This window comes from Saccharopolyspora shandongensis (genome assembly GCF_900106995.1).
Lineage (GTDB): Bacteria > Actinomycetota > Actinomycetes > Mycobacteriales > Pseudonocardiaceae > Saccharopolyspora > Saccharopolyspora shandongensis.
This window is the reverse complement of the sequence record NZ_FNOK01000044.1, coordinates 34382-47451: the sequence shown is the minus strand read 5'-3', so window position 1 is coordinate 47451 and position 13070 is coordinate 34382. Positions and strand designations below refer to the sequence as shown.

Below are 13070 nucleotides of genomic sequence, written 5' to 3'. Positions count from 1 at the left end.
GGTCCACCGCTGCCTTCCCCGCGGCGGCTGAATGGGTGCCCGCGCCGGGGTCGGGCACCCATGAGGTCACGATGTGGGGAGGCGGCGATGTCCGCGATGGCGTCCTTGACGGCGCTGGGCGCGTCCACGGCTGACGGGGTGTCCCTGGGCGTGCAGGCCGTCGAGGCCGGCGGCATTCCGGGAGCGGGCCGGGTGCTGCCCACGCGGACGGAGCTCGCCGCCGTGCTGCCATGGCCAGGTTTGCGCCGTGGCAGCACGGTGGCGGTGCACGGATCGGTCTCGCTGCTGTTCGCGCTGCTGTCGGAGGCGACGGCGAACGGATCTTGGGCGGCGGTGGTGGGGCTGCCCGGAATCAGCTTGGTGGCGGCGGCCGAAGCCGGCGTGGAGCTCGCCAGGCTCGCGGTGGTGCCGCGGCCGGGCGGAGACCCGGTGGGCGTGATCGCCGCGCTGCTCGACGGGGTCGACCTAGTGGCGGTGGGCGGTACCCGGCAGGTGGCCGATTCGGATGCCCGACGGCTGTCGGCGCGGGCGCGCAACCGCGGCTCGGTGCTGCTGCCGTTCGGCGCGTGGGTGGGTGCCGAGGTGCAGCTGCGCTGCGTCGGTGCCGACTGGCGAGGACTTGGACAGGGCCATGGCTACCTGCGGGAACGTGCCGTCACGGTGCGAGCGGGAGGGCGTGGAGCGGCGTCCAGGCCGCGCTCGTGCCGACTGCTGCTCCCGGCGTGCGACGGAGCGATCGGGGTGCCCGCGGACGAGCCGGGCGAGAACACCCGGCCGCAGCTACGTCCGGTGGCGGGGTGAGCGTGGTGCCGCCTCGTCGACTCGTCATCTGGTGCCCGGATTGGCCGGTGGTCGCCGCCTCCCGTGCGGCCGAACTCGGCTCGCTGGTGCCCGCCGCGGTGTTCGCGGCGAACAGGGTGGTGGCCTGCTCCGAAACGGCGCGCGGCAGCGGGGTGCGCCGCGGGATGCGCCGCCGTGAAGCGCAGGGCCGGTGCCCGGAACTCGTTGTGTGCGAGCACGATCCGGCCCGGGACGCGCGGTTGTTCGAGCCGGTGCTGGCGGCGGTCGAGGAGTTGATGCCGGGCGTGGAGGTCGTGCGTCCGGGCCTGGTGGCGGTCCCCGCGCGGGGTCCGGTCCGGTACTTCGGTTCGGAGGAGGCCGTCGCCGAACGCGTGCTGGACCAACTGGACGCGCAGGTCGGCGTCGAGTGCCGGATCGGCATCGCGGACGGGCTGTTCGCGGCGGTGCTGGCGGCCCGGCGCAACGAACTCGTGGCCCCGGGCCGAAGTCGGGAGTTCCTCGCTCCCCTGCTGATCGAGGAGATCGATCAGCTCACCGGCCGGCTGCCCGGGCAGCGCGCCGCCGATCAGGCGGAGCTGGTGGATCTGTTGCGGCGGCTGGGGATTCGCACGCTGGGCGAGTTCGCGGCGCTGTCCTCGTCGGACGTGTCCACACGGTTCGGCCAGGCCGCGCTGCTGGTGCACCGCGCGGCCGGCGGCCGGGAAGAGCGGCCGGTCCTGCGGCGCCAGCCGCCACCGGACCTGGTGGTGTCCGAGGAGCTCGACCCGCCGGTGGAGCGGGTGGACGAGGCCGCGTTCGCGGCCAAGGTCCTGGCGGACCAACTGCACGCCAGGCTGGGCGAACTCGGGCTGGCCTGCACTCGGCTGGGGATTTCGGCCCGCACCGAGCACGGCGAGGAGCTGCACCGGGTCTGGCGCTGCGCGGAGCCGCTGACGCCGGCGGCCACTGCGGATCGGGTGCGCTGGCAGCTCGACGGCTGGCTGCACGGCCGCAGCGGTCGGCAACGCCCGACGGCCGGGGTGAGCGTGCTGAGCCTGCGGCCGGAAGAAGTGGTCGGGGCGGGTGGTCTGCAGCTCGACTTGCTCAACGCCGCGACCGGGGAGGCGGATGCCCGCGCCGGGCGCGCGTTCGCGCGGGTGCAGGGCTTGCTCGGGCCGGAGGCGGTCCTGACCGGGGTGTTCGGCGGCGGACGGGACCTGCGCGATCAGGTGCGGTTCGTGCCGTGGGGCGACGAACGCCGTCCTGCGCTGCCCGCCGACCGGCCGTGGCCGGGGCGCATCCCGTCGCCGTCGCCCTCGGTGGTGCCGGATTCACCGTGGCCCGCGGCGGTGTTCGACGACGAGGGCCGCCCGGTGGGCGTCACCGACCGGCATCGGCTCACCGCGGCGCCGTCCCGCGTGGAGGTGTCGGGCGGGCGATCGCGGGCGGTGTCCGGCTGGGCCGGGCCGTGGCCGGTGGCCGAGCGCTGGTGGGCGGAGCTGCTGGCGGGCGGATCCGGCCGGACTGCGCCGGCGGCGCAGGTGCCGGCGCGGGAGCTGGTGCGGATCCAGGTCGTGCTCGAGCCGGAAGCGGATCCGGCCGGGGACGGCGATGCCGAGGTGGGCGAGGTGGCGCTGCTCCTGGTGCACGAAGGGGGCCGCTGGTGGGTGCAGGGTGCCTATCGATGATGGCGAACACTCGTTCGAGTGGAGTGCGGCTTATTCGGTGGCAGCGGTGAATCGAACAGGAGTTCACTGGATTTCATGAGTTGGTTCAACCCTCCCCAGACCTGGTCGGACCTGGAGAAAGTGCTCTCCGGCCGACTGCCTCCGGCCGACGGGTCCGGCCCGCGCGACGAGAGACATCCCGGCGACGGGAACGACAGCCCCGCGTGGACCCGGCGGCGCGCCAGGTACGAGGCCGACGCCGTTGCCGCGGTGGCGGAGGTGCCCTATGCGGAGCTGCACGCGCACTCCAACTTCAGCTTCCTCGACGGCGCGAGCCATCCGGAGGAGCTGGCGGCGGAGGCGGCTCGCCTCGGCCTGGATGCGATCGCGCTGACCGACCACGACGGGCTGTACGGGGTGGTCCGCTTCGCGGAGGCCGCGGCCGAGCACGGAGTGCGCACCGTGTTCGGTGCCGAGCTGAGCCTGGGGCTTTCGGTGCCGCAGAACGGGATCCCCGACCCCGAAGGACGCCACCTGCTGGTGCTGGCCCGCGATCCGGCCGGCTACGCGAGCTTGTGCCGGGCGATCAGCGAGGCGCACTTGGAGGGCAAGGAGAAGGGCCGTCCGGTGTACGACCTGGAGAAGCTCGCGGGTGCGGCGGCGGGGCACTGGCAGGTGCTCACCGGGTGCCGCAAAGGGGCGGTCCCGGCGGCGCTGGCCGAAAGCGGCCCGGCGGCGGCCGCCGCCGAGTTGGACCGGCTGATCGCGTTGTTCGGGCGGGACCACGTCACCGTGGAGCTGACCGACCACGGGCTGCCCGCGGACTCGGCGCGCAACGACGCCATGGCCGAGCTCGCCGATAGAGCGGGAGTGTCCACGGTGGCCGCAACCGGCGCACACCTCGCCCGGCCGGATCGCGCTCGGTTGGCCGCGGTGGTGGCGGCGATCCGGGCCCGCCGCAGCCTGGACGACATGGACGGCTGGCTGCCCGGCTGGGCGGGCAACTACCTGCGCTCCGGCGCGGAGATGGCCGAGATGTTCGCCCGCTACCCGGGGGCCGTGCAGCGGGCCGCCGAGCTGGGCCGGGAGTTCGCCTTCGACCTGAAGCTGGTGGCCCCGAAGCTGCCGCCGTTCGACGTGCCGATGGGGCGCACCGAGGCGAGCTGGCTGCGCGAACTCGTCCTCCGAGGCGCGCTCGACCGGTACGGACTGCCGCAGGAGAATCCCGCCGCCTACCGGCAGATCGAGCACGAGCTGGCGCTGATCGAGCAGCTGGAGTTCCCCGGCTACTTCCTGGTGGTGTCCGACATCGTCGAGTTCTGCCGGGAGCAGCGGATCCTGTGCCAGGGGAGGGGTTCGGCGGCGAACTCGGCGGTGTGCTTCGCGCTGCGGATCACCAACGCCGACCCGGTCCGCTACCAGCTGCTCTTCGAGCGCTTCCTGGCCCCGGAGCGGGACGGGCCGCCCGACATCGACCTGGACATCGAGTCCGATCGCCGAGAGGAGGTGATCCAGTACGTCTACCGCAAGTACGGCCGGATGCACGCCGCGCAGGTCGCGAACGTGATCAGCTACCGACCGCGCTCGGCGGTGCGGGACGTCGCGCGGGCCCTCGGCTACTCGCCCGGGCAGCAGGACGCCTGGAGCAAGGAGATCGAGCACTGGGGGCCGCTGCCGGAGGACTCCGAGATTCCCGAACCGGTGCGGGAGCTCGCCGGTGAGCTGCTGGGCTTCCCCCGGCACCTGGGCATCCACTCCGGCGGGATGGTGATCTGCCACCGGCCGGTCGGCGAGGTCTGCCCGGTGGAGTGGGCGAGGATGCCCGGCCGCACGGTTCTGCAGTGGGACAAGGACGACTGCGCGGAGGTCGGCCTCGTCAAGTTCGACCTGCTGGGGCTCGGCATGCTCTCGGCGCTGCACTACGCGATCGACATGACCCTCGAACACCACGGGATCGAGGTCGACCTCGGCGAGCTCGACCTGAACGACGACGCGGTGTACGAGATGCTGCGGCGGGCCGACGCGGTCGGGGTGTTCCAGGTGGAGAGCCGCGCGCAGCTGGCCACGCTGCCGAGGCTGAAACCGCGGGAGTTCTACGACCTCGTGGTGGAGGTGGCGCTGATCCGGCCGGGCCCGATCCAGGGCGGTTCGGTGCACCCGTACATCCGGCGCCGGAACGGCTTGGAGGACTGGGACTTCGAGCACCCGTCGATGGCCGGTGCCCTGAAGAAGACCCTCGGCGTCCCGCTGTTCCAGGAACAGCTGATGCAGTTGGCGGTCGACGTCGCGGGGTTCTCCGCGGCCGAGGCGGACCAGCTGCGGCGGGCGATGGGGGCCAAGCGTTCCGAGGAGCGGATGGAGCGGCTCCGGGGGCGGTTGTTCGAGGGGATGGCGGCCAAGGGCATTTCCGGGGAACTGGCGGAGCGGATCTACCAGCGGATGCTGGCTTTCGCGAACTACGGCTTCCCGGAGAGCCATGCCCTGAGCTTCGCGCTGCTGGTGTTCGCCAGCGCGTGGTTCAAGCACTACTACCCGGCGGTGTTCTGCGCCGCGCTGCTCAAGGCCCAGCCGATGGGCTTCTACTCGCCGCAGTCGCTGGTCGCCGACGCCCGCCGGCATGGGGTGCGGGTGCGCGGGCCGGATGTCAACGCGAGTCGAGCCCAGGCCGATCTGGAGCCGGACGCCGACAGCGAGGGCAAGCGAGCGGTGCGCCTGGGGTTGGCTTCCGTGCGCAAGCTCGGCGAGAGCGCCGGCGAGCGATTAGTCATGGAGCGCGCGGAGAACGGTCCGTACGTCGACATGGCCGATGTGGCGCGCCGAACGCAGCTGACTGCTGCGCAGATGGAGGCACTGGCGACGGCGGGCGCGTTCGGTTGCTTCGGCTTGTCCCGACGGGAGGCGTTGTGGAACGCCGCCGCCGCTGCCGGTGATCGGCCGGATCGGTTGCCGGGTACTACCGCATCGGCCGCCGCCCCGGCGCTGCCGGGGATGGACGGCGTCGAGGTGGCCGCCGCGGACGTGTGGGCCACCGGGGTGTCGCCGGACAGCTTCCCGCTGCAGTTCGTCCGAGCCAGATTGGACGAGCTGGGCGCGATCCCGGCGGATCGACTGTCCGAAGTGGAGCACGGCTCCCGGGTGCTGGTGGGTGGCGCGGTGACCCACCGGCAGCGACCGGCCACGGCGGGCGGCGTCACGTTCCTGAACCTGGAGGACGAGACCGGCATGGTCAACGTCATGTGCTCACCGGGTTTGTGGGCGCGCTACCGAAAAGTCGGGCGTACCAGCGCCGCGTTGCTGGTGCGCGGAATCGTCGAACGAGCGGAAGGAGTGATCAATTTGAGAGCTGACCGGCTGCAGAAACTGGAAGTGCGCATCCCCTCGACTTCGCGCGACTTCCACTAGCTGCGGCGAGCCTCGCATCTCGCTGATGACTGCGGCCACCGAACCGGGGCGTCGACCATGCTCGACCGGCAGCGGAAGGACACTTCTCCCTCCCAGAGTGTTGTTCCCTCGTCTGGCCGGCGGACACTGGAAACGCCAAGAGCCCGGGCACGACGTGCGTGCCGGCATACCGTGCCCGGGCCAGTTCGGCCCTCGCAGCGTCCCGCGAGAAGAAATCGGGCCTGTGCTGTGGAGGAATTAGGAGCCGTCGCCGCGCTATGCCGGAGACCGGGGTCGTCACCGGAACCTCAACACGTTGATGGAACGGGGAATCAGCCTCGCCGTCGGTGTGGCGATGCCCGGCAGCGGAATGAGCACACGCGGAGCGGATCTCGCGATACCGATAGCCGCCAATGGCATTCGGGGAGTGCTGCTCGGCTTTTGGGCCTTTGGCGGCCGAGTCGCAGTGTTCGCCGGCCCCGAATTCGCGAGCAATATCAGGAGAAGTCGAGCCTCGCGGCACCGATCGCGTCGCAGGCCTCCAGATCGTCGACACCTGCTGACACCTCGCGATCAAGTGGTTCATGCCCACGGTGGTGAACTCGGCCCTCGTCGGGCAGGCGTCCGATCTGGACGCGCGGAACTACCCCGGTGACCTGGGCACCATGGAGATGAGCCTGAACGCGCTCGAGCACATCGCCCGTACCTGCGTGGAGCAGGGCGTCCACACCGACCTGCCGCGGCAGATGGCGACGATCGCCGAGCGGGCGATCGCTGAGGGCTACGGCGACAAGAACTACCTGGCGGTGTTCGAGATCTTCAAGAAGGCTGCGACGCCGGCTTCGTGATCACAGTGAGCTGAGGGGGTGGATCAGGCGATGCCGCAGCGGCGGATCGCGAGCAAGGCGTAGGCGCGCGCAGCCCGTTCCAGCTCCGCGATCGCGACGTGCTCGTCGTGCGCGTGTGCGTAGCGGATGTCTCCGGGCCCGTACTGGAGCGTCGGAACTCCGGCGGCCGCGTAAAGCCGCAGGTCGGTTCCGTACGGGGCGCCTACCGCCGTTGGGCGGGGCGCTCCGGCTGTTGCCGCGGCGTCCTGGGTTTCGGCGAGCAGCCGGTGTCCTTCGGGCAGCCGTCCGCTGGCGAACATCCCGCCGGGCCAGCTCACCCGCACCGGGTGTTCTGAGAGCCACAGGTCGGCGGCGCAGGCCTGCGCGATGGCGGCTTCGAACTCGGCCTTGGCGGCGGGGATCGACTCGTCGAGCCGCACGCCGTAGCGGCCTTCAGCGATCGCGAGGTCCGGCACCGTGCTGGCCCAGTCGCCGGCCTTCGCCATGCCGATCGACAGCGGGTACGGCACTTCCAGGTGTGCCACCAGCGGGTCGGGGTCGGCGTTGCGGCGGGCCTCCAGCTCACGCAGTGCCGGGAGCAGGGCGGCGAGCTTGTCCAGCGCGCTCACGCCGCGGTAGCGGGTGGAACCGTGAGTGCTCTGACCGGCGACTTCGAGCCGGAACGTGAGCGAGCCGCCGTTCGCGGCCACGATCGTGCCCGAGCTCGGCTCGGCCAGGACGCACGCGGCACCGCGATGGCCTCGCTGGAGCGTCGCGAACGCCCCCAGGCCGCCGTCCTCCTCGCCGACGACGGTGTGCACGGCCACCGGCTGGGCGAGCTGGATCCCGGCGGAGCGCAGGGCCTGCAGCGCACCGAAGATCGCGGCCAGCCCGCCCTTCATGTCGCAGGTGCCCCGGCCGGCGGCAATGCCGTCCGCGACGCGCAATGCGTACGGGTCGCGGTTCGGCCACCGGTCGAGATCGCCGGGCGGGACGACGTCCGTGTGCCCGCAGAAGATCAGCGCGGGCTCCGGGCCGTCCCCGTGCACGCCGACGCAGCCGTAGGCGACGTCGCGATCGGCTTCCTGCCCGGGGAATCCGGGCTCCTCGGCGAGGACCGGGACGTCGATGCGCCAGTGGTCCACCCGGTGTCCCAGCGAGCCGAGCTTGTCGGCGCACCACTGCTGGGCGTCGTGTTCGCCGCCGGTGCCGCCGACGCTGGGGATCGCGACGAGTTCTCGCAGGTCGTCCAGAATCCCGTTCACGTCCACCGCGTCGAGAACGCGACGTTCGAGGTCGGAGGGTGTATGCGCGCCGTTCACGTTTCGAGTGTGTCGTATGCGTCCACCGGCTCGACGCGCGCCCACTACCATCTCCGCGTGGCCGAAGGCGACAAGACCGAGCGGGAATTCGAGATCGGCAAGGACGGACTGGGCGGCATCGTCGTGGGCATGGACGGCAGCCCGGCGAGCTTCCACGCCGCGGCGTGGGCGGCCGGCCTGGCCAGGCGGGAGCGTGCCCGCCTGGTGCTGGTCTACGTCGAGGCGGTGGGCGGCGTCGCCTACTGGTCGCCGATGGGCGTAGCCGTGGCCAGCGAGGCGGCCGAGAGCCTGGTCGAAGAGCTGAAGAAGGAAGTCGTGTCCCACCTGAAGTGGGTGGACATAGATTGGGACTTCGTGCACCACCGCGGCGACCCGGCCGTCGGCCTGGAGCAGGTCGCCGAGCAGTACCGGGCGGACCTGATCGTGGTCGGCCGGTCCCGCCGGCGCGGCGGACTGCTCGGCACCGTGCCGGCGACGCTGGTCGTCGAGGCGGTCCGGCCGGTCGTCGTCGTGCCTTGAGCTCTCACGAGCCCGGGGTAAGCACGAGGTAGGCGAAGCCGACCAGGCCGCGGTATCCGCGCAGCCGCCTGGTGCAGCGCTCGTCGGCCAGGGCGCGGACTTCGTCGCGTCCGGCCGCGGTGGGGTTGGTCAGCAGCCACTTCTCCAAGGCGCCGCACCAGCGGGATTCGAAGCCGTCCCACTCGTCGGTGCCGGCGGTGGCCAGCCGCAGCATGCGGAATCCGCATCCTTCGGTGAGCTCGACCAGTTCGGCGAGCGACAGGTCCACGTCGAGTCGTTCCGCATCGAAGCGGTGTCCCGGAAGGCCTCGCCCAGGAGCAGTCGGCCGCCGCGGCGCAGTCGTGGCCGGATCGCTTCGAGCGCCTGCCGGGTGCCGCCCCACGCGTGGCTGCTGCCGATCGAGATCGCCACGTCCGCGGTTCCGTCCCAGCTGCAGGCGTCGCCTTGCGCCAACCGCACCCGCTCGGCCACACCGCGAGCCTCGGCGTTGTGACGGCCCCGGGACAGTTCTTCGTCGGTAGTGTCGATGCCGGTCGCGCTCGGTTCCGCTTCGAGCAGTCGCAGCAGCAGCTCCGCCCGTCCGCAGCCGAGATCGACGATCTCGGCGGAGTCCAGCGGTGCCAGCGCGGCGATGAGTTCTTCGGCGCGGGCGTCCGACATCGGCGCGTTGAAGTCGAGGTCTGCATGCGCGAGCACTATCGGATTCACCCGGCGCAGGCTGGCAGAACCCACCGCAGGGCGCCACGGACTAATTCGCTCGCGACGATCGGCTGTTAATGCTCACCGGTGGGACAGGATGTTGACCACCGTTCCGCTGGGGTCGCGGCAGAAGAAGCGGCGGACGCCCCACGGCTCGTCGGTCAGCGGGTGCACGATCTCGTGGCCTCGCCGCAGGGCTTCCTCGTGCGCCGCGTCGACGTCGTCGACTTCGACGGACATGTCCGGGTGCGTCGGCGCCGTGGCGTCGTCGCTCATGATGCTGATCTGGCGCTGAGGATCGTCGGGTGCGCTCACGGTGACGATCCAGCCGAGGTCCATGACGACCTGGAAGCCCAGGGTGTCGACGTAGAAGTCGCGGGTGGCCGAGAGGTCGTCGGCGTGGATGTTGGGTACGACTCGGCGCACGCGCATGGTGCCTCCAGGAAGGTCGGCGTCCCGTGCCACTCTAGGAGCATGACGAGTTTGGTCGGCGAGGATTTCCAGGACGCGGTGCTGACGGACGAGCAGTGGGAGGGCCGGACCTTCGAGCGCTGCGACTTCACCGACGCCGATCTGACGGGCCTGAGCACCCGCAACTGCGTGTTCTCCGACTGCGTCTTCACCGGCACCGATCTCAACGGCTCGAAGCACGTCGCGACGGCGTTCCGGTCGTGCAAGTTCGAGCGCACCGTGTTCGGGAAGTCCACAATGGATGGATGCAGCCTGCTCGGTTCGAGCTTCGTGGACTGCCGCCTGCGCGCCTGGACGCTGCGCGAGACGGATCTGACGCTGGTCGGCATGGGCAAGGCGGATCTGCGCGGCTTGGACCTGCGCGGAATCCGGTTCCGGGAAGCCAATCTCGTCGAATGCGATCTGCGCCGCTGCGATCTCCGAGAGGCGGACTTCACCGGCGCCCGCATGCTCGGTGCCCGGCTGGACGATGCGGACCTGCGCGACGCTCGGGTCGATGCCGATGCCCTGGTGCAGGCGAAGCTCTGGGGTGCCCGGATCGACACGATCACGGCACTCGCGTTCGCAGCGGCCCACGGCCTCCGCGTCGACTGACCGGCCGCGCGTCGGGCAGCGCGCGCGGCGCGAAGCTCGCCGGAACTCGTTGACCTGAAAGGGACTTACGCCTCGCCCTCTGGTAGGTGCTCCAGCATCGGGTTTCCGCCGCCCTTGGCGATGGAACCCGAGGTGCAATCGAAAAGCCCGCCGTGGCAAGGAGAAGCCCGGAACGAGCGAAGGGCGCCCGTGACCGACGTTGCCGGTCGCAGGCGCCCTTCGCGCTGAGCTGGATCGGTTATTCCATGGGTGGGCGGTCGTTGGCCGGCATCTCGGCCAGGGAGCCGTCCGCGAGCAGGTCGCCGATCGTCGTCGGGAGCACGAACGCCGTGCCACCGCCGGGCTGCTCGAACCACGGCACCGCCGTGCCGCGCAACGCCTGGATCGGCCGCTGCACCCGGTACGCGAAGTACGAGCGGTTCGACCACTGCGGCGGCAGCGAACGGTGCGTGTACGGCGTGCGGATCGTGTAGGTGACGTTGCCGTTCGGCTCGCCGAACCGGTCCAGTTCGGTGCCCGGCTGCAGCATCACGATCCGGCGGTCCCGGTACAGCGTCAGCGGCGGCTCACCGCTGAGCGGCTGGATCTGCTGACCGCCCTGCGGCTGACCACCCTGCGGCTGACCGCCTGGCGGCTGAGCACCGGGCAGACCACCCGGCGGCTGAGCACCGGGCAGACCGCCTTGCGGCTGGCCCGGCTGACCGCCTTGCGGCGGACGCGGCGGCCCCTGCCGGGGCGGCCCCGCCATGCCCGGCCCACCGGGGCCCGGACGTCGCTCCGCGCCGCCGACCAGACCCTGCGCGGGTCCTCCGGCCGGGGGCACCGGCGCTCCGCTTTCCCGGCGCGGCTGACGCTTCGGCAGCGGCGGCGGTGCGCCCGGACCGCCGACCGGCGGCTGCACGGGCTGCCCGACCGGCGGCGGCGGAGCCGCCGGCGCCGACTGCGGCGGCGCAGGCCGGTCCAAGCGCGGTGCGGGCTGGAAGCGCGTCGCCTCTTCGCCCGCCTGCGCGGCGGTGTCCAGCGGCGGTTCCTGCGGTCCACCACTCGGTTCCTGGTTCGCGGTGAACAGCGGGTTCGCCGCACCATGATCCGGTTCCGGCACCGAACGCTGTGGCAGATCGGTCACCTCTGCGGCGCGCTGCGGGAGATCGGCGACCTCCGCCGCGGCACGCTGCGGGAGGTCGGCCACTTCTGCGGCGCGCTGCGGGAGGTCCGTGACCTCCGGTGCCGAACGTTGTGGCAGGTCAGGCACCTCCGGCGCCGGCTGCTGCGGCAGGTCGGCGATCTCCGGCGACCGCTGCGGCAAGTCCGGCGCGGAACGCTGCGGCAGATCGGCCGGCGGCGCAGCCGCGTCGACCTGCGTCGGCGCGGGCCGGTCCATCAGGAGGCTGCCCAGCAGGTACGCCGCGGCGTGGTCGACGCGGGCGAACCGGACGTCCTCCCCGTCGTCGGAGCCGGCGGTGACGACCCAGTCGGCCCCGTCCTCCAGCAGGCACCAGGCGTCCGGGCTGTGGCTGCCGATGCGGTAGCCGCTGCCGTCCACCTGGTGGTCGGTGAGCCGGTCGTGCAGCTTGGCCAGCACTTCCTGGGTGTCCGGCGCGTCGGTCTCGTCGAGCACGTGCCGGGATCCGCCCGACGGCTCGGGCTCGGCGAGCGCCTCGTCGTCGAAGTCGGGCTTCGGGGCGTCCACGAGCTCGGCGTAGTCCTGCGGCTCGCGGTCGAGCTCACCGTCGAGGTCGTCGGCGGGCTGGTCGAGCAGTTCGCTGACGGCCGCGTCGCGGGTGGCCTCGTCGACCTCGGGCACCTGGAAGGCGTGCCGGCGGATGTGCTCGACGAGCTCGGCCTCCGGCGGCACGCCGTACTGCGTCAGGTAGAAGGCGATGGCGCCCGGCCACAACCAGGTGCCGTCGGTGTGCCAGGTGCCCGGCACGGACGCGGTGCGCTCCGGGTCGAGCTGGTCCTCCTCGTCCTCGCGGGAGGCGAGCACGATCGGGGCGTTCTCCAGGTACTGGCGCAGCGCCCCGACTTCTTCGGTCGGGATCGGCTCGCGCTCGGCGACGACCGGGCGGCCCTGCTCGTCGTAGTCGTCGAAGACGTTGGCGACCTGGAATCCGCCGGCCGGCTCGTCGATCCCCGGCTCAGGGATCGGCGTTTCGGCGACGGCGGGTTCGGCGGCTGGTGGGGTCTCGGGCTCGATCGGGTCGACGACCGGTGCCTCGGCGATCGGCAGCTCGACGATCGGTGCCTCGGTCACCGGAGCTTCCGGGACCGGCGCCGCGGCGACCGGCTGCTCAGCGGTCGATGCCTCGGCGATCGGCGGCTCGGCGGGCTGGGACTGGGCGGTGCCGTCGAAGCGGTCCCGCATCCAGTCCGGGATGTTCTCCTCGGCGCGCGGGTAGCGACGCAGCTCGTCGACGTACGCAGCGCGCGGCAGCGGGCGGTGCCACTGCGGTTCGGAATCGAAGTTGATATCGATGCGGTAGCTCGACGGGCGCTCCACGACGTAGAGGGCGCTGAGCCAGGTGCCCACATCGGGCCGGTACATGCCTTCGCGCAGGCGCTCGAAGATCTCCTGCAGTTCGATCGGCGGCTCCCAGGGGTGGGAGCTGCCGTCCTGAGCGGCGACCTCACCCAGCAGGTCGTGGTACTCACCGGTGGCGCGGTACTCCACCGTGATCTCCTGCCAGTCCTCGGGAGCGCCCTGTAACAGCAGAACCCCGATCCTGCGGGCGATCTGCTCCTGCTCTTCCGGACTGATCGCTGTCGGACGCGACATGGGTGACATCCTCCCCCTCTCGACGAGGCAACCC

11 protein-coding genes are annotated in these 13070 nt (G+C 71.8%); 6 read left to right on the top strand and 5 right to left on the bottom strand.

Annotated elements, in window-relative coordinates; translation table 11 throughout:
• Positions 1–87 precede the first annotated feature (87 nt).
• The 4 genes from BLW84_RS33470 (at position 88) to BLW84_RS33455 (ending at position 6676) form a co-directional block, all read left to right on the top strand.
• Positions 88–801 carry a hypothetical protein gene (locus BLW84_RS33470; protein WP_093273709.1) on the top strand — a complete coding sequence of 238 codons (714 nt, stop codon included), beginning with the start codon at positions 88–90 and terminating at the stop codon, positions 799–801.
• A complete protein-coding gene (locus BLW84_RS33465; RefSeq protein WP_093273707.1) occupies positions 798–2468 on the top strand; it encodes a DNA polymerase Y family protein in 1671 nt (556 codons plus the stop codon). The genes BLW84_RS33470 and BLW84_RS33465 overlap by 4 nt, the downstream gene beginning before the upstream one ends.
• Before the next feature lie 75 nt (positions 2469–2543).
• Entirely contained in the window at positions 2544–5849 is a 3306-nt protein-coding gene (locus tag BLW84_RS33460) for an error-prone DNA polymerase (RefSeq protein ID WP_093273704.1), read from the top strand.
• Positions 5850–6412: 563 nt separating this feature from the next.
• On the top strand, positions 6413–6676 hold the full coding sequence (locus tag BLW84_RS33455) for an imine reductase family protein (RefSeq protein ID WP_093273702.1): 264 nt from the start codon (positions 6413–6415) through the stop codon (positions 6674–6676).
• Positions 6677–6699: 23 nt separating this feature from the next.
• Here BLW84_RS33455 and BLW84_RS33450 read toward each other — a convergent pair whose 3' ends face one another.
• Positions 6700–7977 carry an ArgE/DapE family deacylase gene (locus tag BLW84_RS33450; protein ID WP_245761558.1) on the bottom strand — a complete coding sequence of 426 codons (1278 nt, stop codon included), beginning with the start codon at positions 7975–7977 and terminating at the stop codon, positions 6700–6702.
• A gap of 57 nt (positions 7978–8034) precedes the next feature.
• Between BLW84_RS33450 and BLW84_RS33445 the strand changes: the two genes are divergently transcribed.
• A complete protein-coding gene (locus BLW84_RS33445) occupies positions 8035–8496 on the top strand; it encodes a universal stress protein (protein WP_029536194.1) in 462 nt (153 codons plus the stop codon).
• 4 nt (positions 8497–8500) lie between these two features.
• Here the strand turns inward: BLW84_RS33445 and BLW84_RS48550 are convergent, their stop codons facing one another.
• From BLW84_RS48550 to BLW84_RS33435, 3 genes are all read right to left on the bottom strand, one after another.
• A complete protein-coding gene (locus tag BLW84_RS48550; protein ID WP_218157570.1) occupies positions 8501–8644 on the bottom strand; it encodes a hypothetical protein in 144 nt (47 codons plus the stop codon).
• Positions 8626–9204 (bottom strand): class I SAM-dependent methyltransferase, encoded by a 579-nt coding sequence (locus tag BLW84_RS33440; RefSeq protein WP_218157569.1) that lies wholly within the window; start codon positions 9202–9204, stop codon positions 8626–8628. The genes BLW84_RS48550 and BLW84_RS33440 overlap by 19 nt, the downstream gene beginning before the upstream one ends.
• A 72-nt stretch (positions 9205–9276) precedes the next feature.
• The gene (locus BLW84_RS33435) at positions 9277–9627 is read right to left on the bottom strand and encodes a VOC family protein (RefSeq protein ID WP_093273695.1); all 351 of its coding nucleotides are present in this window, start codon (positions 9625–9627) and stop codon (positions 9277–9279) included.
• A 42-nt stretch (positions 9628–9669) separates the two neighbouring features.
• Here BLW84_RS33435 and BLW84_RS33430 point away from each other — a divergent pair, with 42 nt between their 5' ends.
• Positions 9670–10260 carry a pentapeptide repeat-containing protein gene (locus BLW84_RS33430; protein WP_093273693.1) on the top strand — a complete coding sequence of 197 codons (591 nt, stop codon included), beginning with the start codon at positions 9670–9672 and terminating at the stop codon, positions 10258–10260.
• A 238-nt stretch (positions 10261–10498) separates the two neighbouring features.
• Here the strand turns inward: BLW84_RS33430 and BLW84_RS33425 are convergent, their stop codons facing one another.
• Positions 10499–13036 carry a glycohydrolase toxin TNT-related protein gene (locus tag BLW84_RS33425; RefSeq protein WP_093273690.1) on the bottom strand — a complete coding sequence of 846 codons (2538 nt, stop codon included), beginning with the start codon at positions 13034–13036 and terminating at the stop codon, positions 10499–10501.
• Positions 13037–13070: the final 34 nt, after the last annotated feature.

Coding starts and splice junctions, on each gene's coding strand:
- BLW84_RS33470 (WP_093273709.1), top strand. CDS start 88: ATGTCCGCGATGGCGTCCTTGACGGCGCTGGGCGCGTCCACGGCTGAC.
- BLW84_RS33460 (WP_093273704.1), top strand. CDS start 2,544: ATGAGTTGGTTCAACCCTCCCCAGACCTGGTCGGACCTGGAGAAAGTG.
- BLW84_RS33455 (WP_093273702.1), top strand. CDS start 6,413: ATGCCCACGGTGGTGAACTCGGCCCTCGTCGGGCAGGCGTCCGATCTG.
- BLW84_RS33435 (WP_093273695.1), bottom strand. CDS start 9,627: ATGCGCGTGCGCCGAGTCGTACCCAACATCCACGCCGACGACCTCTCG.
- BLW84_RS33430 (WP_093273693.1), top strand. CDS start 9,670: ATGACGAGTTTGGTCGGCGAGGATTTCCAGGACGCGGTGCTGACGGAC.
- BLW84_RS33425 (WP_093273690.1), bottom strand. CDS start 13,036: ATGTCGCGTCCGACAGCGATCAGTCCGGAAGAGCAGGAGCAGATCGCC.